This is a genomic window from Bacteroides zoogleoformans (genome assembly GCF_002998435.1).
GTDB classification, from domain to species: Bacteria; Bacteroidota; Bacteroidia; order Bacteroidales; family Bacteroidaceae; genus Bacteroides; species Bacteroides zoogleoformans.
Map to the genome: position 1 here is coordinate 1,465,053 of NZ_CP027231.1, position 21,966 is coordinate 1,487,018.

General features: G+C 52.0%; 17 protein-coding genes. 1 reads left to right on the forward strand and 16 read right to left on the reverse strand.

Annotated features, from left to right (window positions below; genetic code table 11):
* Nucleotides 1-2: 2 nt before the first annotated feature.
* The 8 genes from C4H11_RS14075 to mnmA all read right to left on the reverse strand — a co-directional run bounded on the left by C4H11_RS14075 (nucleotide 3) and on the right by mnmA (nucleotide 7,968).
* Nucleotides 3-470, reverse strand: coding sequence for a hypothetical protein (locus C4H11_RS14075; RefSeq protein ID WP_129588286.1), 468 nt, complete (start codon nucleotides 468-470; stop codon nucleotides 3-5).
* A 472-nt stretch (nucleotides 471-942) separates the two neighbouring features.
* The gene (locus C4H11_RS06310) at nucleotides 943-2,037 is read right to left on the reverse strand and encodes an Mrp/NBP35 family ATP-binding protein (protein ID WP_106040910.1); all 1,095 of its coding nucleotides are present in this window, start codon (nucleotides 2,035-2,037) and stop codon (nucleotides 943-945) included.
* 15 nt (nucleotides 2,038-2,052) lie between these two features.
* Complete coding sequence (gene trmB, locus C4H11_RS06315) at nucleotides 2,053-2,811, reverse strand: tRNA (guanosine(46)-N7)-methyltransferase TrmB (protein ID WP_106040911.1); 759 nt, start codon at nucleotides 2,809-2,811, stop codon at nucleotides 2,053-2,055.
* A gap of 4 nt (nucleotides 2,812-2,815) precedes the next feature.
* Nucleotides 2,816-3,835, reverse strand: coding sequence for a branched-chain amino acid aminotransferase (locus C4H11_RS06320; RefSeq protein ID WP_106040912.1), 1,020 nt, complete (start codon nucleotides 3,833-3,835; stop codon nucleotides 2,816-2,818).
* 52 nt (nucleotides 3,836-3,887) lie between these two features.
* Complete coding sequence (gene xseB / locus C4H11_RS06325) at nucleotides 3,888-4,100, reverse strand: exodeoxyribonuclease VII small subunit (RefSeq protein ID WP_106040913.1); 213 nt, start codon at nucleotides 4,098-4,100, stop codon at nucleotides 3,888-3,890.
* Nucleotides 4,101-4,114: 14 nt separating this feature from the next.
* Nucleotides 4,115-5,428, reverse strand: coding sequence for an exodeoxyribonuclease VII large subunit (xseA, locus tag C4H11_RS06330; protein ID WP_234819894.1), 1,314 nt, complete (start codon nucleotides 5,426-5,428; stop codon nucleotides 4,115-4,117).
* A gap of 60 nt (nucleotides 5,429-5,488) precedes the next feature.
* Nucleotides 5,489-6,874 (reverse strand): S8 family peptidase, encoded by a 1,386-nt coding sequence (locus tag C4H11_RS06335; protein WP_106040915.1) that lies wholly within the window; start codon nucleotides 6,872-6,874, stop codon nucleotides 5,489-5,491.
* Complete coding sequence (gene mnmA / locus C4H11_RS06340; protein WP_106043174.1) at nucleotides 6,871-7,968, reverse strand: tRNA 2-thiouridine(34) synthase MnmA; 1,098 nt, start codon at nucleotides 7,966-7,968, stop codon at nucleotides 6,871-6,873. Before mnmA ends, C4H11_RS06335 begins: the two co-directional genes overlap by 4 nt.
* Nucleotides 7,969-8,564: 596 nt before the next feature.
* Here mnmA and C4H11_RS06345 point away from each other — a divergent pair.
* Nucleotides 8,565-9,419 (forward strand): exodeoxyribonuclease X C-terminal domain-containing protein, encoded by an 855-nt coding sequence (locus tag C4H11_RS06345; RefSeq protein ID WP_106040916.1) that lies wholly within the window; start codon nucleotides 8,565-8,567, stop codon nucleotides 9,417-9,419.
* Nucleotides 9,420-9,461: 42 nt separating this feature from the next.
* Here the strand turns inward: C4H11_RS06345 and C4H11_RS06350 are convergent, their stop codons facing one another.
* From C4H11_RS06350 to C4H11_RS06385, 8 genes are all read right to left on the reverse strand, one after another.
* The gene (locus C4H11_RS06350) at nucleotides 9,462-11,621 is read right to left on the reverse strand and encodes a TonB-dependent receptor (protein WP_106040917.1); all 2,160 of its coding nucleotides are present in this window, start codon (nucleotides 11,619-11,621) and stop codon (nucleotides 9,462-9,464) included.
* A 12-nt stretch (nucleotides 11,622-11,633) separates the two neighbouring features.
* Complete coding sequence (locus tag C4H11_RS06355; RefSeq protein WP_106040918.1) at nucleotides 11,634-12,107, reverse strand: calycin-like domain-containing protein; 474 nt, start codon at nucleotides 12,105-12,107, stop codon at nucleotides 11,634-11,636.
* A gap of 49 nt (nucleotides 12,108-12,156) precedes the next feature.
* The gene (locus C4H11_RS06360) at nucleotides 12,157-13,722 is read right to left on the reverse strand and encodes a PepSY-associated TM helix domain-containing protein (protein ID WP_234819895.1); all 1,566 of its coding nucleotides are present in this window, start codon (nucleotides 13,720-13,722) and stop codon (nucleotides 12,157-12,159) included.
* Nucleotides 13,719-14,057 carry a DUF2149 domain-containing protein gene (locus C4H11_RS06365; protein ID WP_106040919.1) on the reverse strand — a complete coding sequence of 113 codons (339 nt, stop codon included), beginning with the start codon at nucleotides 14,055-14,057 and terminating at the stop codon, nucleotides 13,719-13,721. The genes C4H11_RS06360 and C4H11_RS06365 overlap by 4 nt, the downstream gene beginning before the upstream one ends.
* 1 nt (nucleotide 14,058) lies before the next feature.
* Nucleotides 14,059-14,658: a MotA/TolQ/ExbB proton channel family protein gene (locus C4H11_RS06370; protein WP_106040920.1), complete on the reverse strand. Its 600-nt coding sequence runs from the start codon at nucleotides 14,656-14,658 to the stop codon at nucleotides 14,059-14,061.
* Nucleotides 14,655-15,359: a hypothetical protein gene (locus tag C4H11_RS06375; RefSeq protein ID WP_106040921.1), complete on the reverse strand. Its 705-nt coding sequence runs from the start codon at nucleotides 15,357-15,359 to the stop codon at nucleotides 14,655-14,657. Before C4H11_RS06375 ends, C4H11_RS06370 begins: the two co-directional genes overlap by 4 nt.
* Nucleotides 15,360-15,378: 19 nt before the next feature.
* Nucleotides 15,379-19,716: a cobaltochelatase subunit CobN gene (locus C4H11_RS06380; protein ID WP_106040922.1), complete on the reverse strand. Its 4,338-nt coding sequence runs from the start codon at nucleotides 19,714-19,716 to the stop codon at nucleotides 15,379-15,381.
* 228 nt (nucleotides 19,717-19,944) lie between these two features.
* Nucleotides 19,945-21,966 (reverse strand): RagB/SusD family nutrient uptake outer membrane protein, encoded by a 2,022-nt coding sequence (locus tag C4H11_RS06385; RefSeq protein ID WP_106040923.1) that lies wholly within the window; start codon nucleotides 21,964-21,966, stop codon nucleotides 19,945-19,947.

The window sequence follows — 21,966 nt, forward strand, 5'->3', positions numbered from 1 at the left end:
AGCTATTTCTTTTGAACATTCTGGGGAGTGACAGTACCCCTGGCACCGTTCTCAAAAACGAAACTAAAAGTATAGTTTCTTTCCGCAATTGTGCACGTATAAGTTTCTCCAAGCGTCAGATTTTTGATTGAAAAAGAAAAATCCATCGGGCAAATACAATTAGCTTCTCCCCCTACTTCTATTAGTCGCAAGGTCAAATTATTATGGTCATCACAAGAGATGTTGGCATCCATTTTTTCTAAATCGCACGAAACATTACAATCAATCAACTGAATGGTTAATATACCGTTCTTTACCTCATAAACCACTCTTTCATGTGGTAATGAGTTATCATTTGAACGAGAAGTAGCCTGACTCTTGCATCCCGATAAAGTGCTTTTATAAATTTCTACTCTTTCATTATACTCGTTGCAAGTGACACAACATACTATTACAAGTAGCACAGAAAAAAACGAACTAAATGTTTTCATAAGACTTCTTATATTGAGTTTAACGATAAAGATTGCTTCAGATTTATAGATTATTTTATAATTACCCGTTAGCAAAACAAAAAAACGGCAATTTAAGATTAATCGATTGATTGTGCGCCATTCTTTTTTAACGTATCAGAAGTTAACAAACTTTTAACACCGTATGTATCTATATACATCTTACATGCAATATTAAATATAAGTTTTGATCCATACAAATAATCCGAGAATAATTTGGGCACCGAGAAAGATTATATTCTTCGCAAAGATGCAATGCTTAGCATAACAATCAACGACAAAAGCGAGAGCCGGATTTTCATGTTTACCCCAAGAAACATTGATGATAGGGTATCTTTGAAGCAGTGCACTATTGGCAATTGCAGCCTACTATTTCTTTAAAAAGAAACCCGTCGTTGATGTGAGTTACATAAACGACGGATAACGTACGATGTTATGATATTCTAATCCTACATCATTTCTCTACAATCTGCGTCGGTGCCATCTCCACGTTCCGTTTATCCACCTGACGGACAACGGCGGCGGCCAGTTGCAGGAAGGCACGCCCGGTTACTGAATTTTCATCCAGAGCCACCGGAGTACCTTTATCGCCGTTTTCGCAAATGCTCTGCACAATAGGAATCTGACCCAGCAAGGGTACATCAAGTTCTTCCGCCAGTTGCTTGCAACCCTCTTTACCGAAGATATAATATTTATTCTCCGGCAACTCGGCAGGCGTAAACCATGCCATATTTTCCACCAGCCCCAAGATGGGAACATTCACCTTATCGTTGGTGTACATATCCACTCCCTTACGAGCATCGGCAAGCGCCACCTGCTGGGGCGTGCTCACTATGACGGCCCCCGTAATGGCGAGCGTTTGGAGCAAGGTCAAATGAATATCGCTGGTGCCCGGAGGAGTATCGAGGATGAAATAATCCAATTCACCCCAAGCAGCATCGCCCACCAACTGCTTCAAGGCATTGCTCGCCATGCCGCCACGCCATAAGGTAGCCTGATCGGGCTTCACAAAGAAACCGATGGAAAGCAACTTCAGACCATACTTTTCAACCGGAACAATCAAATCGCGCCCGTCGATGTTCTCGGAATAAGGTTGGGCATCTTCCTCCTGAAACATCTTAGGAACGGAAGGGCCGAAAATATCGGCATCCAGCAAGCCCACTTTATAACCCATCTTCGCCAAAGCAACGGCGAGGTTGGCTGCCACCGTGGATTTCCCAACTCCTCCTTTACCGGAGGAGACGGCTATCACGTTCTTCACCCCTGGCAGCAACTTACCCACCTCCGGACGTGCCGTCTGACGACTTTCGGTTGTAATGGAAACTTCCACTTCAGGAGACACATACGTATGGATGGCCGTTTCGGCAGCCTTTACCATCGACTTCATGAACGGGTCTGTGGGTTTCTCGAATGTCAATGAGAAGCTGACTGCCATCCCGTCGATACGCAAATTATCGGCCACCATCTCAGCCTCCACCAAGTTCTTCCCGCTACCGGGATAGCGCACTGTTGCCAGCGCATCCAATATAAGTTTAGGATACAGTTTCATAAGTTTAATGAGTTTTCATTTAGAGGTTTGCAGTCCGCTACGCTTACTGCGGTTGTAACTGCGGTATTCGTCCAGCTCAATCTCCACTTCGGGTTCTTGCAACTCGCCCGTTTGCGGCAGACGGAACTTGATATATTTGATAGTTAAACCACGATCGAGCCATTGTTGTTCATAATAGGTTCTGATACTTAGTATCTCGTCGGCCATTCCCGCATGATACAAGTCGTCGGTCATCACATCAACGGGCAGGCCGTTGCGTTCTATCATGTACTTGGTATAGGTGAACATGAAATTACTGTCCGTCTTCAGATGAATCCATCCGCCGTCCTTCAAGAACTTGCGGTAACGCTCCATAAAGAACGTAGAGGTCAGCCTCTTGGTGGCTTTCTTCATCTGCGGGTCGGAGAAAGTAAGCCAGATTTCACTGACCTCGCCCGGTGCAAAGAAACGATCGATAATCTCAATGTTCGTGCGCAGAAAGGCCACATTCTTCATGCCAGTCTGCAATGCTTCCGTAGCCCCTGACCACATGCGGGCTCCTTTTATATCCACTCCGATGAAATTCTTCTCCGGAAACAGCTTTCCCAATCCCACGGTGTATTCGCCGCGTCCGCATCCCAATTCCAAAACAATGGGACGGTCATTCCCGAAGAATGACTCGCCCCACTTACCTCTTAAATCAAACGGAATATCGAAAACGGCCGAATACGGGCATTCAAATACATGCGGATAACTTGCCATATCGGCAAACTTCGCCAATTTACCTTTCCCCATGCTCTTATTCCACAACAGTCACCCAGCCGTGTGTATCGGGTTCGTCGCCATACTGAATGGCACGCAGCTTATTATACAACTTCGTACAAACAGGCCCCGGCTTTCCGTCTTTGGCGATGACGTACGACTTGCCGTTCTCCACATCGTCGATGCGCTCGATGGGACTGATGACGGCTGCCGTGCCACAAGCGCCCGCCTCCTCGAAAGTCAGCAATTCCTCTTCCGGTACGGGACGACGCTCCACCTTCATGCCCATATCCTCGGCCAGCTGCATCAAGCTCTTGTTCGTAATGGAGGGCAGGATGGAAGTGGACTTCGGAGTGATGTATGTATTGTCCTTGATGCCGAAGAAGTTGGCAGCGCCGCACTCGTCGATGTATTTCTTCTCCTTGGCATCCAGATAGAACTCGCAAGCATAGCCCAAGTCGTGCGCCTTCTTGTTGGCACGCAGACTGGCCGCATAGTTACCGCCTACTTTATAAGTACCGGTTCCATGAGGCGCGGCACGGTCGAACTCACGGATAATAACATACGGATTGGTCGAGAACCCGCCCTTGAAGTAAGGGCCCACCGGCGTAACGAATATCACGAACAAATACTCACTGGCAGGATGTACGCCCACCTGTGCACCGGTGCCGACCAGCAACGGACGGATATATAAGGAAGCGCCCGACTCGTATGGCGGAATAAAACGCTCGTTCAGCTTTACCACCTTCAAGACAGCCTCCCTGAAGCGCTCCGTAGAAAGTTCCGGCATCAGAATGCCCCGACAGGTGGATTGCAACCGGGCCGCATTCTCTTCCAGACGGAAGATACGCACTTTGCCGTCTTTACCGCGGAAAGCCTTCAGGCCTTCGAAAGCCTCCTGACCGTAATGCAGGCAAGTGGCAGCCATGTGCATGGGGATAGTCTCTTCGCTGCAAGTTTCCAGTTCGCCCCATTGTCCGTTACGATAATAAATTCTCACGTTGTAATCTGTCTTCATATACCCGAACGGCAGATTAGCCCAATCCAGTTCTTTCATATCTCAAAGTATTAGTTACGTCAATACGTACATTTCGCAACAAATGTAGTTCTTATTCTTCAGAATCCCGCTTCTCCGATAGTAATTTTTCAATTTCCCGGTCGGCTTTCGTCAGTTTATCACTGCAAAATGCGATGATCTCATTGGCCTCTTTTATCTTTTCGGCCAGTTCGTCTATCTCCAGCTCGTTATTGCCCATGCGATTGACAATTTCTTCCAAGCGTGCCAAGGCCTGGGCATAGCTCTCTTTTTTCTTTGTAGCCATTGTATTATTGTTTTTTATATTCCCACTGTATTTCTTCTTTTCTTGGATGCCTTTACAACAGACAGCAATTCGCCCTGATAGATACGGGTTACTATTTCATCCCCTTCTTGTACTTGTTTGAAGTCTTTCACCACCTTTCCATCTTTCAGCGTAATGCTGTAGCCTCGCGCCAAGAGGTGTTCCGGCGAGGCATCCTTTAAACGTTGTTGCAACAACTCCAGACGATGCCGTTCGCCAGACAAACGCCCTCGAAGCGACGAAATGAGGTCTTTGCGCAAAGTAATCAGAGAAAGACGTCCGGACGAGAGGGTACGGTAGACGACAGCAGGAATCCGATTTTTGTAACCGATGATTTTACGCCGTTCCCGCTCCAACAGGCTTCTTGCTCCTTCTTGCAAACGAGCGGCAAGTATATCCAGTCCATCGGCGGCATCGCCCATACGGTCTATCAGAAATTCGGCGGCAGCAGTAGGGGTCTTCACGCGGCTATGGGCTACGGAATCAATTACCGTATCATCCCGTTCGTGACCTATACCGGTAATGATAGGTAGCGGAAACTGCGCACAAGCTGCGGCAAGCAGGTAGGTATCAAAACCGGAAAGGTCGGATGTCGCACCTCCACCACGAATAATGACCACTACATCGAACTCGTCCATACGGGCATTTATTTTATCAAGAGCCGACAATACGGTGTCTTCCACACGGTCGCCCTGCATCAAGGCAGGGAACAGTTCGGTATAAAAGAAAAAGTTGCGGGGATTGTTCTCCAATTGGTGACAGAAGTCGCCGTAACCTGCTGCCGTAGAAGAAGATATGACGGCAATGCGCTGTGGGAGCAGCGGCATCTCCAATTCCTTGTTCAGCGTCAGGACACCTTCTTCTTCAAGCTGATTCAAGATTTCCCTGCGACGGCGAGCCATATCTCCCAAAGTATAGGTAGGGTCAATATCTTGTACGGTAAGAGTATATCCATAGAGTTCATGAAAACTGACCGTAACCAGCACCAGTACTTTGATGCCGGAAGCGAGCTCCCGCCCCGTAGTCTCCTCGAAATAGGGCTTCAACAAGCGGAAGACATTCGCCCAGATCGTACCCCTTGCTTTGGCTATTAAGTTTTTGCCACGAGCATCTTTTTGTATGAACTCCAGGTAACAATGCCCCGTACTGTTGGTGCGCACGTCGCTCAGCTCTGCCTGCACCCAATATTCATCGGGCAGGCATTGTTCCATGCAGCTACGCACCAGGGCATTCAGGTCGAAGAGAGAGAGGAAGCCTCTCCCTCCTGTCCCCTCCTCCATAGAGAGGGGGGGATCATTACTTTGGTTCATGTTTCGGATTTAATAACGGCATTACTGTTTCTTTTTATTATTAAATGTCAGATAGCAAAGCTATCTCCCCTCCTCCCTATGGGGGAGAGGGTAGGGGGAGAGGCTTCCCTTCCACATATCCGGCACTCCATATCCATAAATATTGTCAGGACAATCGGCACGGTCGCCTACACTACGCACCAACTCAATCACCTCTCTGGCCGTCAGTTCCGGACGAGCCTGCCACAAACAGGTAACCATGCCACACATAATCGGTGAAGAGAAAGAAGTTCCGTTGGCCTTTCCCTGATTACCGTCCGTACGCATCACGTCAGCTCCCAAGCCAAGGGCCACGACGTCCGGTTTCACACGGTTGTCGGTCGTATTACCGACAGAAGAAAACGGAGCCAAAACAGCCTTTATGTCTATCGCGCCTACCGTCAACACATTTTCGGCATCGCCCGGAGGGGTGATTTTCTTCCAAGAACCCATACCGGAATTTCCGGCACTGCACACCAATATCATTCCTTTATCGGCCACGCGTGATGCCTGTCGGGACATCAAAGCATAGCGTCCGTCCAAATTACGATACGTATAATCCTTGGATTTGTCGTCAAAAGAATAGTAGCCCAATGAAGTATTGATCACATCTACTCCCACACTATCGGCAAACTCCACAGCGGCTGCCCAATAATCCTGCTCCACCAGATGCTCGGAATATTCGTCTTCACTGCGCAGCAACCAGAAAGAAGCTTCCGGAGCCGTACCGGTCATGATATCAGGGCGGTTCATGCCGATACACGAAAGTACCATCAGGCCGTGACCGCTTTCCGCAAAGATGTCGGCCTCAGGATTTACAAAATCTTTCGTACCTAAAATGCGGATATTCTGCATGGCCGTAATCCGGTCTGCATTATGGAAGCCGGCGTCAATGACGGCAATCGTCATCCCTTGTCCTTTGAAGCCCGCTTCGTGCAGTTTATCACCATTGCTCAACCGTATCTGCTGAATGGCGAGTCCATAAATACTGTCAGGATGCACCGTCGGCCGGTTCAGTAAAGAATCGCGCTTTGTGGCCATGAACAGCCCGTCTCCTTTGGGAAATGTCCAAACTTTCTCCGTCCGGCAGACAAAAGGCAATGCGGCAACACGGTCCATCAACATCGAATCGTTGCAGGACACAGTGACAAAGTTATCCCACTTACCGGTCACTACGATGTTCACCCCTTGACGACGAATCTCGTCTATATACTTGCGGCACACAGGCAAGTCTGTAGAATCTATCGGCAAGTTCTGCTTCCGGCGGCGCGCAATCGCCTTTTCAGAAAGAAAAGCCTCCGGGCGTTTCAATGAATACGCCGTAGCGGCCTTGTCTTTCAGACTGACACGATATTTCAACGTGTCTTGTTGAGCCGATGCTCCCGAAACGACCAGAATGAAAGTCAAAAGAAAAAAAAGTTTCCTCATATATTTAATGTTTCATTATTATTTTCAACAATATACATCCCGATACCCCGTTGGGAGGCAATAAACGAACCGCCGACTACCCGATTGTCGATATAAAATACGGCAGATTGCCCCGGAGCGATGGCAGAGGCTTCCGATAAGAAATGAACCAGCAAACGCCCGTCTTCCAGACGCTTCACTGTGCAAGGAATGGGTTTGCTGCGGTAGCGGATGCGCACGGTGAGTTCCCGAGTGGCAAAGAATTCGTTTTCATCCGTCAGATTATCCTGTTCGGTAAGCATGTATTCTGTCTTTAATTGTTCGGCATCTCCCAGCATGACCGTGTTTTTCTGCGGATTTATCTTTAAGACATAAGCCGGCTTCCCCAGAGCTATTTCCAACCCCTTGCGCTGCCCGATGGTGTAATACGGGAAGCCCTTATGCTCTCCCAGCTTCACTCCTTCCGAGTTGACGAACCACCCCGGACCTACTTTGCGGTCTATCTCCGGAGAATGTTCGCGCAGAAAATCCCGATAGTCCCCCTTAATGAAACATACTTCCATGCTCTCACCCTCTTCCGCCTTGAGTGTATACCCCCTGTCACGAAGATATTCGCGCACCTGCCCTTTGGTATAAGTGCCCAACGGAAAGATGCATCGCTTCAAGACATCCTGTCCCAACCGCCAAAGGAAATAAGACTGGTCTTTCTTATCATCGTCTCCTACAAGTATATATACCTTTCCACCACGTTCCTCCAAACGGGTATAATGTCCGGTAGAGACGTATACGCATCCCAACTTGTCCGCCCACTCCGTCAGGATGCGAAATTTAAACAACGGGTTGCACATTACGCAAGGATTGGGAGTACGCCCCCGGCGATATTCGTCAATGAAATTCTGCACGATTATGCGACGAAAAGCCTCACGTTCGTCGGCCACATGGTGCTCGATGCCTATGCTGTGGGCAAGCCTGCGGGCTTCGGCAAGTTCGTCCCCCCATACCCACATGGTAAGGCCCACAATCTCGTAGCCTTGTTCCTTCAACATCAGGCAGGTGGCAGTACTGTCTATACCTCCACTCATGCCCACCAATATTCTTTTCTCGGATTTGCCCATCATTTCCAACTCATTCTACAAGTTACTACCGGAAGCCAAATAGTTCTTCCTATTCATTGCCTCTTATGTGCATCAAACACATCGGGCTGAAAGTTTAAACAGCCCGCAATTCCGATAACCGACTGTTTTTATTCACGAAAGCAAAGGTAGCAATAATTCGCAGATGGACAATACATTTTATCTCATCATAGAACAACGACATACCGACTATTTACATTGTAATCAATCTTTACCTCTCCACATCCGCTTTCACAGAAAATCCGAAGGCCACTACTCCCCTGACAGAACGCTTTCTGACAAAGGGATATCTAAGTATACGGCTGATGCACCATCAGTATACCACTGATGTACCCTCGATATAGAAGTGAACTCTGATCTCCTTCTTCTCTTGTCTGGTCGAAAGTTTTTTTGGTAATATTTTTCAGAAGAGACGATAATTTGTTCGTCTGCAATTTCCACATCCTCATTGTCTTTTAAAACTCTCCGCAAAGAAGATGAAGCGGATTTTGCCGTTCAATTGCAGACAAACATTTCCTTGCGGAAAATTTGAATCTTAATCTGAAAAAACATATATTTGAGGAAACAGCATTCAGGATATGGCTAATCCGCAAATTCCGGGCATCACCCAAGCAGAGCAAGACTTGTTGTACAGTAAGCTGAGCACGTACAATCAGGGAAGGGCCTCTTACAAGGAAGCAGGCGCCTATCTTGTCGTGCTGCCTCGCCCCGAGCATCTACTGTACTCTCTATGGGTATATTCTCCTCTGCCTGAGCGACAGTCTGTTTTCTTCGTTTGCGATCTTTCTGCCGATGTACACGAAACCTTGCGAATGGCAAGTTCGCTGTGCTTTTACTCTACCCGCTGCCTGATATTGGTGGAATATAATGCCAAAAGGATGCAAAGCAAAGGAGATGATATCATTTCTTTCGGCAAATATCACGGACACTTTTTGCACGAGATACTTCGCATAGATCCCGCCTATCTTGCATGGATAGCTTTCAAGTTCCGGCCTCGGATACCGAAGCAAGAACGTTTCGTGCAGATAGCCCGGATTTATCATTCGGTCAGTCTGGACATCCAACGAAGAAGGGCGAAGCAGGTCACAAACAACAATGGGCGCTTTCTGGGGAAAGAAGGAGAGAGGCTGGAGAATCTGACTTTGACCGTCCTCGGCGTCACAGTGGAAGATAATTCCTACAAAACTCAAGTCAGAGGAACCACTGCCTATTTTTATGTACGCCAAGTGTTGAAACTGAAAGACGCTTCCGGAAATCTGGTCACTTTCAGAATAAATGCACGCACGGCAAGCCGAAGTTCGTGCCAACTGCCTGCTGCGGAACATGCCTACCGACCGGGGGAAACAATAAGAATCGTTTCCGCCCGGGTGGCACGTACCTACGTGGCAGGAAGTAAAAAATATACACGGCTCACACACATAAAGACGGCATAGACCTCAGAGGAAAAGCATGCCGCATTTCTGTACTTTACCGTATCACAACCCCGAGACCATTCTGTCGATGTCCAGCGAAACGCCTACCGACCACGTCCGCCCCGCAGTCGGCGCGGAGTTCCAGTAATACACGGACGGCTTGTAGGCAAAGAGGTTGTCGATGATGCAGTTCAGGCTGATGCCCTTCCAGATGCGTTGTTGCAGGGAGAACTTCCACAGCTGGTAGGCCTTGTCGAACTCTTTCTGCCGGGTGTCGGGCGTGGAGAGGTATCGTCCCGAAAGGGCCACGTTCAGTCCATAGACACTGCACAGCTGGCGGTCGAAGTCAATGCGCCAGGTGGCGGAGTGAGGACGCGGCTGCGAGAACTGCGAGTCGACGGTGCGGCCGGTCGTACGGAGGTAGTTGTAGTTCAGCTTCAGCCCGAAGCCATAGTCCGTGCGGTACTGGGCGCTGAAGTCCAGGCCCGACGCCACCACGCCCTTGTCGTTGGCATAGATGGCCCCTTTCTCGCGGGTTGCATCGCCCGGGAACTCGGCCAGGGTGATGCGCTTCTCGTACTTATTGGAATAGCCCATCAGCGTCAGGCTGTACTGGCCGGTCAGCAGGTTTCCACCTCGTACATGTCCGCTGTGCTCCAACGCCAGGTTGAAGTTGTGGCTCTTCTCCGGCTTCAGGTCGGGATTGCCGTATATCATCTGTATGCCGGCCATGTCGAAGTGCATGTACATCTCCTTCAAGGTGGGGGCGCGGAAGCCGCCGGCGTAGTTGGCGCGTACGGAGAAGCCTTTCCACTTGAACATGGTGGCAAGGCGTGCGGTCAGCGCACCGGACTTGGACGACGAGAAGTAGTCGTGCCTGAGGCTTGCCACGACATTGAGCCATCGCAAGGGGTTGTAATCGAACTGGGCGAAGGCATCGGCCGTGTACTGCCGGTGAGCCTCGTTGTCGCGGAACTGGTAGGTAGAGAGGTAATCGTTCAGGTAATCGCCTCCCACGGTGAGCATGTTTTGTCCGAACTGCCGCGAATAGAGCGCGTGAACGATGTGCTGCCGGTTGGTATAATCGTGGTCGTGGGTGCGGCTGCCGCCGACGAAACGCAACTTGTCGTATTGGTCGTAGCCGTAGGACACCTCGAGGTTCTGCTCCTTACTGAAATCGTAAACGGCTTTCAGTCCGCCATTGTAATCCTTGTAGTGGTCGTCGTAATTGGAACGGTTGCTCTCGCGCTTGAAATAGCCTCCTCTGGCAATCAGCTTCAGCTTGTCGGTGGCCTTGAAGACAAGGCGCTCCTTCAGGTTGAGCGTTTTCCCGCCGAATACTTTCTGTATCCTGGACTGCGTATCGAAAGCGCCTGTCAGATCAACGGTCTCCATGGTGGTATGCTGTACGTTGGTCTGCGAGTTCCATTTGCCCGAGTTGAAGCTGAACGTCCCTCCATGCCTCCACTCCTTGCCCATGTCGCGGTAGCGGGAATTGAGGTTGGCCGTCCAAGGCTCGCTGCTTTCGCGCGTGATGATGTTCACCACGCCGGCCACGGCATTGGCTCCATAGAGTGCGGAGGCAGCCCCTTTCACCACCTCTATCCGTGCCACGTTGTCCAGGTTCAGGCGGTTATAGTCCACGTTGTCCATCGTCTCCCCGGCCAGGCGTTCTCCGTCTACGAGGAAGAGCACGGCATTGCCGCCGAAACCGCTCATGTTGAGCGACGTCTCCTGACTCATGGCATAGCCGAATTCCAAACCGGGCAACTCTTCCGTGAGCAAGTCTTGCACATTGGTCGCGTCTGCCTTGCGGATATCGGCGGGGGTAATCAGCCTTGTGACTACCGGAACTTCCTTCAAGGCCTTGGGTGTGCGTGTTGCGGTGACCACGACCTGTTCCAGCGCGGCCACGTCGGGCGTCAGACGCAATACGTGCTCGTCTCGCCTGGTTCCGGTGTTCAGTACGAATGTCTCCGTTTGAAATCCGATGTAGGATACTTGCACCCTCACCACTCCCTTCTCTTTCACCGTCAAGCGGAAACATCCGTTCGGATCGGTCACCGCGGAGAGCTTCTGATTGGGTATCCTGACGTGTGCGCCCGCCAGCGGGCTGCCGGCGTCATCGAGCACACGTCCCGTCACATCGATGACGTTTGCCCGAAGCACACCGCACTGCAGTCCGCAAAGCAAGAGGAGCCATACTAAAAAACGAACTTTCATCCGTATTACTTTTTATTTCTTTCCGGTGAATTCGCAAACCATAGGCATGGGCATGGCGCCGTAATTCAGCGTAAACTTCAAGATCAGTGCCTCTTTGGCGAATGCACCTTGCAACGGGCCCGAGAAACTCTTTCCAGCCTCAGTCTTACCACTGAAATTTGTCTGCGGCAGTGCATAGACACCGTCGGCACCGGTCACTTTGATTCCTTTGAAAACAAGCCCTGCTACTCTCATGCCTTTTTCGCCGAAGTCGCTCACAGTAATATCCACCGTCGCCTCATCTACAGACTTCAGGGTCATCGTCACATTGTTGAATGTCTGTGCAGAACCCATCACCGTACATTTCAAATCCCCTTTATAAGTGCCTTCAACGCTTTTGGCTGCCGGCAACGCCGGTTCATCCTTGTCGCTGCCGCAAGAGGTTGACACTACACACAAACTTACCGCTGCCATCATCATGGCAATCATTGTTCTAAACTTTTTCATTGTTTTTTGAATTTAATAATTAATACTACTTATCTCTAAATCTAAAATCTCACTTGTTTTTCTTCTTTCGTCTCCGATAGACGATATAGCCCGATACAATCACCAACGAAATCAACAGCCCCGAGAGGAACACGAACAGTTCCGAGAAGGGCCCCAAGAACGGAGTGTAGCATCTTCCGACGTGCAGCTCGAGGGCAAAGTTCCAGAGCGACATGGGCTGTTTCTTCAGCAGTTGCGGCATGGGCGGCAGTCCCGAAGCCCCTTGTGCATAATTGAACACCACGTGTCGGGCAGCCCGCAGGTCACCGGTATAGCCGCTGACCAAGTTCGACGAGACGGGGCGCCCCATCCTGCTTTTTACCGGTTCGCCGGAAAAGAAATCCACGACCTCTCCGCTTGCGGGACGCCAACGAAACATTCCGCTGAACGAGCCCACCAACCATGTCTGCGCGTCGGCGGCCTGAAACACGGTCACTCCCATCGGGCTGACGGCGGGCGAGCCCTTTGCCGGCAACAGAACGGGGGACTGTCTGAACGACTCATCCACCCTGATGAAGCCCTCGGTAGTAGAAATCAGCCAACCGTCTTCGGCTTGATCCCACCGGATGGCCCGGAGCTTATCGTGCCACACATTGTCTTGGTCTTGCACGGTGCCGGGAAGGGGCGCCGTCTTGGTCAACACCAACGGTATCATCAGCGGCGGTCTGAGGCACATGCCCGTAACGGTCAGCAGAAGCGTCAACAGCAGCAGATAGGCTCCCAGACGGTTATGCCACCGCAGGTTCCACTTCAGTGCGTTTCCTTCCCACTTCCGGAGTTTCCCCTGCATCCATCGTTTGTGCCTGCGCATGGCATAAGGCAGGACGAAAAGCAGAATCCCCGTCAGGCAAAGAGCGGCCAATACCACGGCGACGAAGTCTACCACCAGCTTGCCCGCAATTCCGAAGAGTTCACCGCTATGCAGCATCCATACGGTCTTGAAGAGTGTCACTCTCGGAGTATAGCCGTCGGGGGAACGGAGCTGATGGCGTTCTGCCGTGCAAGTCGCACCGCCCTGTTCCTTGGAAGCGGAGACGGTGTAGACCGAAGAACGCGTCAACGCCACTACCCGGCAACTGTCTTTGCTCAACGTCACATCGGAGAGGCGTTCTTCATTGCCCGGCAATTCCTGCTTCACCCACCGGACACCATCGTACCGGTACAGGTCATACAGGGCTGCGCACCAGATAGTGCCCTCGGCGGTCTTCACCACATTTCTGATAGTGCGCCCGTCCACTCCTTCAGGAAGTCCCGCATTGAAGTCCTCGAAGTCGGAGAAGTCTCTGTCGGTTCGCCAGATCCCGGCATAGCCGTATGCCAGCACCGTACTGTCGTCCAGGGCCAGCGTACCTTTCAGGATGCCGTTGTTGTAGTTCCGGAAACGATAGCTTTCGGGCAACCACGAACGGCTCACCTCGCACTGCCGGAACAGCCTTCTGTGGTTGAGGATGATGCCCGACACACAAAAGAGCAAGGTAAACACCGCCAGCACAAGTCCGACCCATTTATGGTAACCCCTCCAAGTCAATATGCGTTTCTTCCCTTTGGTCATGCCTGCTTGTTCAATGTCCGTCACTCCTCCGGCACATAGATTATCTCGCCCGATTCCAGCTGGTAGGCGATGCCCACCTTTCGTCCTTTGGCGCCGGACTTTTGACTCTGATCTTCGGACGGCGTGTAGCGTTCTATCTTCTGTCCTTTCTTGGTGATGATCTCCATATCTTCCTTACCCGGGTTCTTCACCATCGTGAAGTCTTCGCGGCTGAACATCTCCGTCATGTTGTAACGGCTGACAAGAGCCACCATCAAGGCCACGGCGAACACCATGGCTACGTCGAAGAGGTTACTCACCACACTCATCGGGTCATCGTCGGCATCGTGTGCCAGACGGTTGCGTCGTCTCTGTCTCATCTTACTGTGCCTTGCTCTCGTCCGACAAATCTGCTATGAACTCCAGATTACTCATATCCTCGGCATACCAACGGCTCTTTGCCTGCTTGGCGATGAAGCCGATGGCGGCAGACGAAAGGCCAACCACGGTCGTAGCGAAAGCCACTTGCATATTATAGGCCATGGAAGCGATGTCTCCGGTAGAAAGCCCCACGAGCGCAGGTCCCATCGGGATGAGCGTACCCATCAGTCCGAGCATGGGTCCCATCTTCAGCAACGTGGTGGGCAGTGCCATGTCTTTCTCCACAAACTGCGCATAGCGGTCGAGCAGTCTGTTTACCTGCGCTTTGCTGCGACGTGCTTCCACCACCTTATTTATATAGGTCACTATCACCGCCTGCTTGCTCTTGGGCAGTCGCTCGCCCAAGGTGTCGAGGTTATCGACGGTCAGTGTGTCCATCTGCTGGCGGATCTGTGCCCCTATCTTACGCATGGTGAGGTATTGGCCGAAGAAACCTCCGAGCAACAGGAGCGCACGCACAAAAAACCAAATCAACAACACCACCACGGGCACAAGCAGTCCGGTGGAAATCCAAAACAATACGTCTGAAATGTAATTCATCTTCTTTCTATTTTATTTTTCAAATTCTTCATTCGTACAAGATAATGCATCCATCCCACGGCTACACCGCTTATGACCACACCTGTCACGAACAGCAGCGTGCGCCAATCAATGCTGTCGAAGCCCGTCACAGCCGTACGCCCGTTGACAGTCGCGATGATGCCCATCAGCGCCAACAGGATGTTGACAAGAAAGAGCATCTCCAGACGTATCTCACGCTCGGGCAGAAGCCGGCACAGCCCATAGACCGACAAGGGAACAACCAGAAACAGCAGTCCGCCCAACGTCCACGCCACCAGCTGGAACGATACGCCGGGAAGGAGAAATATCACCGCCGTCAGGCCGCTGAACAGTACGGGAAAGACAAGCAGACCGGGGAAATACTTCAAGAAAGCGAACACCCTCCGCTTGCGACGGCTGACGTAAGCCGATGTCTTTATGTCGGCGTACATGACGCAGAACAGCATGGTCAACGCCACATCGACGCTCAGCAGCACCGCCACGTCAAGCATCAGTCCTGTGTCGGCAAGCCAGGAGGCTATCTGCGTCTTGGACTGCTCGATGGCGAAAGGCCACATCAGCGCCGTGAACACCATGACAACAACCGAGACGGCCATCACCTCGCGCACGCCGTGGAATGTCTGCTTCAGCACAAAGCTGAAGCAAACCGATATCATCATCAAAACAACTACTGTCTCCATAAATACCACTCCAGGAAAGCTACATCATGTTTCTGCGGCGACGCTTGACCAGAACGACGAGTATCAGGACAGCCACGACCACAATCACAGCCATCACCACACCGCTGACGGTCGTGGTGGTTTGTCCCTCGCTGCCGTCCACGGACTCTTTCTTCATCACCATGCTCTTGTTGCCGGCTTCGCTCCTGGCTTCGCGAATGTCGTTCACGTTCTGCCGGTATTCCTTAGCGGCAGAGGCATCGGTCTTCGACGCAATGAACTCGCGGAGTTTGGGGTTGTCGCAGACAAAGCCCGAACAAGAAGGTTTGTACTTATTGACCATCTCCACATGCAAACGAGCGATGTCGCCCGCCTGCTCTGCCGAAGCCTTCCACAGCCCTTTGCGGATGGTTTCCATCATCACGGCGGTCATCTCCTCCAATGCTGCCGGGTTCTGCCGCTCGAAGAACTCCCGGGTGCCGAGGTTGAACTTATCCTTCACATACACCTTATAAATCTCCTCCCACAACTCCTTGTCGATGGCTGCGGGTTTCATCACGTTCCATCCGTAGGTATTCGTCACAATGTCGGCAAAGCCGTCGGCACTGCTTGCGCCGCCCTTCATCTTCTCGCGGATGTAGGCGGGGTTGAATATGGTGGTACGGCTCTCTACGCCGATGGCCTCTTTCACTTCCTGCATCCGCATGTGCTGATGATTGCGATAATCCGCAAGATAAGCGTCAGGGTCTTTGCCCGTCACGTTGCGCACGGCAAGGTTCATGCCGCCCATGAACTCATACACATGGTCGAGACTCAATGCGCCCCACGTATTGCTCTGACGCGGCTGGATGACCACATCGGTGCGGGTGAGCGCAGCCTCGAAGGCCGCCTGCCGCACGGTCTCCCAATCTTTTTCACTGCCATAGAAGGCGCCCATATTGTTCATATAGACCTCGGCCAACTGGCTCTCCTTGTCCCAGCGGTCTCCGGCCTCGACCATCGACTGTATGCCGGTGCCGTAGTTGCCGTTGATGCCCCCGAACACACGGAACATACTCACCTCTCTGGCTTCCTTGGGCGACATGCCTTTCTCCACAAGTACCCGTTCGGATTCTACCACGCCGGCTTTGACAAGATTGTCATAGCGGTCGTCTTCGGCGTTGGCAGCCATCTCGATGGCCTTGTTGATGAGGAAAAGTCGGGAGGCGGCAAGGTCTCGCAGCTGTCCGCTGGTCTGCACCACTACGTCGATGCGCGGGCGTCCGAGTTGTTCCGAAGGTATCAACCGCAAGTCGGTAACCCGTCGGAAGGCGTCTCTCACCGGTTCTACGCCGAGCATGTAGAGTATCTGCGCGATGGTGGCTCCTTCTGTTTCGATGAACTCACTACTCCACAGCGTGTAACTCACCTTGCGGGGGTACTCGCCGTTGTGCCGCTCGCGATACATCTTTATCGTGTTATCGGCCAGCGCCTGTCCTTTCTCCCAAGCGTCTTCCGTAGGCGTATGCTCCGCATTGATGGCGTAGAGGTTGCGTCCCGTAGGCAAGGTGTTGGGGTTGACAATGGGGTCGCCTCCCGGAGAAGGCTCGGTATATCCGCCTTTCAGGGCATTCATCAGCGAGCCCAGCTCGTATTCGGGACTTCGGCGGAGCATGTCCTCGTAGTTCGCCACGTTTCTCAGTGCGCGCTCCACGGCCGTAACGGCTTGTGCCAGATGTATCTGTTCACGGGTATATTTCGGTCCTTTCGACGCGGGTTTTGCCGTCGTCTTTGCCCGGCCGTTCTTCAGTTCTTCCTGATACCATCTTTGTCCCTCCTTGATTTTCGTCATCATCTTCTCGGGGAACTTGCCGCTTTGCTCCATCTTCTCGAATGTGGCGCGGCTCATCTGGGGTATCTTTCTCTTGCGGGTCACCTTGGCGGCACGCATCTCGCTGACGGTGCGGCGATCCGCCACTTTCTCTTCTTTCGGTTTCGCGCCCATGTTGTCGGCCATCTGCATCATCAGCATGATGGGGTCGGGAGCGGCGTGCATGGCTTCCACCTCGCGGGCCGTCTGCAGTTCGTCGGAGGTGATTCCGGCAAAGCGGCAGATGTACTCGTCGGTCATCTCGCCCTTCGAGCCGAGCAGGCGCTTCACCTCCTCCTTCGCCTTGGCCAGGTAGAGGCGGCCGAAGAGCTGTTTGTGCTTCTCGGCATCTGCCGCGGCGCGCCCTTTCAGCTTATCCACGGCAAGCAAGCCGTAGGCTATCGGGTCGGTAGCCATGGCATAGACGCTGGTGGTAATGTCTTGAGGTTCGTACGCCTCACCCATGGTGTATAGCTTACCGGTAATCTTCTCGTTGGCCAGCTCTTCGGCAAAACCCTCGAGGCGGGTAATGTCGTCCTCCGTATAAGGGCGGGTCATCTCCTTGTCGTCCAGCCCCAACTCGCGGGCTATTCCCATTTCTACGGTCAGTGCCTTTACCTTGAGCGACTGCGCGTCCGAGGGCTTCTTATTGTAAGCGTCGATGGCGTCGCTCAGTCGGCGATAGGTATTGCGCAGCTCGCTCTCCTTGAACGGAGGGGTGAGGTAAGATTGCAGCTGGGCGTACGTGCGGCGTTTGGCAATCATGCCTTCGCCTACGTTGCCGATGGTATATATATAATAATGTGGAACGACACCGATGAGCCGGTCGGGCCAGTCGTTGCTATCGAGCGCCACCTGCTTGCGCGGCGTATATTCCAGCGAGCCGTGCGTGCCGAAGTGAATCAGCGCGTCGGCGCCGAAACCGAACCTTGCCCACAGGTAAGAAGCAATGTAGGTGTGGGGCGGCGCTTGATTGGTGCCGTGGATAATTTTGAACGCGTCGCCGCCTTCGCCCGCCATGACCTGCGGCAGCAGGGCTACATTGCCGAACTCCAGCCGGGCTACTGCCAGGCGGCCATCGGCAGTGGACATGTATTTTCCGGGGAACGGACCGTTCAGCGCATTCATCTCTGCTATCATCCGGCTTGAGAGCGCCTTCCGCGTCCATTCATCGTATTGGGCGGCAGTCACCAACGCGGGATGTCCGGAACGGAGGAACTGGTCGTAAGCACCTTCGGCATAGGCGCCGAACACCGAGCCGCGTTGCTGAATCAGGGCTTCGAGCTCTTTGGCCGAAGCGGGAAGACCGTCTACACGGTAGCCCTCGCTACGCAGCCGCAGCAGCAGGTTGTAGAGCGAGGGAACCACCTCCATGCCCGATGCCGTCAGTGAATTCTGTCCCGGGCCTTTGAAGTAGCAGATGGCCACACGTTTCTCGCTGTTCTTCTTCCGTTGCAGCGAGAGGTAGCCGGCCACGTTCTCTACGAAGCTGTCCATGCGGTCGGGGATGCCGTATACCTCTTGCAAGCCCTCGGCATTCACGCGATGGGCAAAGACGGTGTACGGGCGTATCGCGCCGTCTATCTCGGGCGTAACGACGCTCTGCGACAGAAAGCCGCCTGTCATACCTTGCTTGTCGCCTTCCCACTCTTCGGTCAGCCGGTTGACGTTCAGGGGCGAGAAGAGCGGGATGTTTTTCCTCTTCAGGAAGTCCACCATCCGGTCGCCCATACGCCCGTGGGCCATATTGATTACGGCGGATAAGGCGATGCTGTCCGCATGCCCTCCGCCGGCGAACGCCTGAAACTTCTCCACGCGATAGACGTTGAAGCCTTTCTGCTCGAGGGCTTTCACCATATCAGCGGCCTGCCCCATCGTGCCGGTCAGCATCACGGCAGGCGCGTTCTCCTTATAAAGTCCGTTTTTCGTGAGGAAGGCGTTATACTCCGCCACGCTGTTGAAGCCTATCTCGTCGGCAGCCTCGTCCTTGGGGTCGAAGTGAGACAACAGGCAGTCGGGACGCTCGTCCGGCACGCCGGGTTCGGGAGCCTTGAACAGTTTGCCGTCAATGAACTTGCGGATGTAAGAGAACATGTTGCGGTAGTTGGCACGACCTCCGTTCTCCAGATAACGCAAGAGGAAGTCGGCGTCTACCGAGTCCACCGAGACGATGTTGTTCATCGGGTTGGTGGCTATGCGCGTCAGCACCGGGCGGCTGTACGAAGCCTCTTGCAGCTGCTCGCGCTGTTGCTCGTCGAGGCGGAGCCCCATGCCGTTGACCAGAATCATGTCATAGTCTCCGAGCCGGTCTAAATCGTCGGTCGTTATCTCTTTGAGGCGAATCATCCCGTTGTCATTGGCTTTGGCTATCTGTCCCAGCTCCACCACCTGATAGTTCAGGAAGGCGATGTCAGTATAACCTACCCATGTTTTCCACGACACAACCGCCGCAACGACAATCACCAATGCCGCTACAATGCTCAAAAACCTCTTTTTATTTACACTTTTCCTTTTAAATATTCCCTTCATTGTATTCTTCTTTATCGGCCGCAAAAGTACAGAGGCCGCAACAAGAATCCAATACCCATAAATAACGATTTACGCCAACATATATACCAAGAAGTTATTAACATACTTGCCTAACTTTATACACATCGATACCGAAAATCAAAGGAAGTGTCATATAACCAAAGAGCCCACTCTTCTCAACTGAAGAGCGGGCCCAAACTAATCCCTATTGAAAAAACAATAAAACACTTATTCAATCTTCAGCTCATCGGCTACCGCTTCCTCCCAATCAGTCCACATCGGGATGTTCTCGTCATAACCGTCGTAACCGTAGTTCTGACGAAGCTTCGCCTTGTTGTTGGCCGTAATGGCCGAGTTAGGAACGGGCCAGAAGAGGTTGCGCTTGTTCACTTTATATTCAAAAGTCTGACTGCCTTGCGAACCCTTACCGTAAGGACGGTTGAAGACGTTGTACGTGGTGCAACGCTTAAACCAGTAGCTGCCTCCGCTCAAGTCGGTGCCTTCCTGCTTATCCCAGGTGGAGAGGTCGTAGGTATTGCCCCATTCATCGGGCTTGCCGCTCTTGGCAAGACACCATGACACGCGTACCATCTCCGCCTGACGGAACTCTTCCATATAGAGCTCGCGGGCACGTTCGTCCATGATATCTCCAATAGTCACCGTGGTGTACATCTTCTTGGCATTTGCACGTTGACGGACAGCGTTCACATCCTGAGCCGCCTCACCTGCCTTACCTTGATAAAAACGAGCCTCGGCACGCAACAGATAAGTGTCTGCCAGACGGAACAGATACATATCGCCGTTACAACCCTTGCCCGATGCTCCCTGGAACTGATTAGCACCCATGTTCGCTTCGTTCACGGCATCAAGGATATAGAGCTGGTAAAGAGGGGTAGGATACCAACTGCGGATGGTGTCCGAGCAGAGAATCTCTCCCTTCCTGACAAGCACGTTTCCATCCTTCACGTAATCTTCCGTGGCATACAACTGATAGTTCTTGCCATAGAAATCGGACTTGGGATTGTTGTACTTGAAGTCTTCCATCTCCATCCAGTTGCCCATTTCACGGTTGTGACGGAGGTCTTGCCAGTCAGTTTCGCCGTCATACGTCCAGATGGTCTTGTTATAATGGAATGAAGTACGGTTCAAGGCAATGCCACGCCCGGCTGCACGCACCCAGTCAAGCTCGGGATTATAGTTGGCATTGTTCCGTGCATAGTTAGAACCCGGTCCTGCCAGCCCATGAGGGTCGCGAATTACACTGTTACTCCAGTGTACGAAGTTGGCACGCATAATGTTGTAGGTCGTGAAATTCTGTTCGTTGGAGTTGATGATGGGCATGATAAGCTCTTTGTTCTCCGCATGACAAATATTGGGAGTGCGATGCAGATCCCATACCACATTGCGGGTCACCTTCCAAGTCTTCTCGTTGCCCGATGGCTGCCATACACCGAAAGAAGAGGTCATCAACTTCAGACCATGATTGTTGATAAGGTCGGTGGCAACGGATTCGGCCTTGACGTATTCGCCCGTCACCAGATAGCACTTCACCAACAGGTGCATGCATGCCTCCTGATTGATCATGCCTAGATAGCTCATCTTCTGCTGAGAAGGAACATGCTGTACGGCGAACTCTAAGTCATGAACAAGCATCCGGAAGATAGCCTCTTTGCTGGTAGACTTATAGCTCTGCTTAGGGACTGTCATCAGCTGCGTAATCAAAGGAATATCGCCGAACTGCAAGGTCAGGTTATAGTAAGCGTATGCCCTGTGGAAGTAAGCGCGTCCTTTATAGGCGTTCTTAACCTCTTCATTCAGACCTGCCACCTTATCCACATATGAAAGTACGGAGTTGGCATACTTCACAGCATTGAAACCTTCGTTCCAGAAACGTTGCATGTAGTTGCCGTCGCCACCGCCGGACATACCGGAAGTAGGCGTCAGTTTGGCATCGAAGTTGTCTTGGAAACCTCCGCCCATGTCTGTCTTGGCATACATTCCCACATCTGTCAGATAATAATTGGTGCTCAAGCCCACATTGTTCCAGTTGCCGTCAAGGATATAGGTTTTCAGCTGCTTGTCACACATGGTCAATGCAGATTGCAAACCCGCTTCAGTAGAATAGGTAGCAGTAGGCTCGTAGAAAGAGAGAGGGTCTTGCTTAAGGAAAGAGTCGGTACAAGCTGTCATGACAGCAGCCAAAGCTATCACCGCACAGCCTCTATATAAAGTATTGATATATCGTTTCAT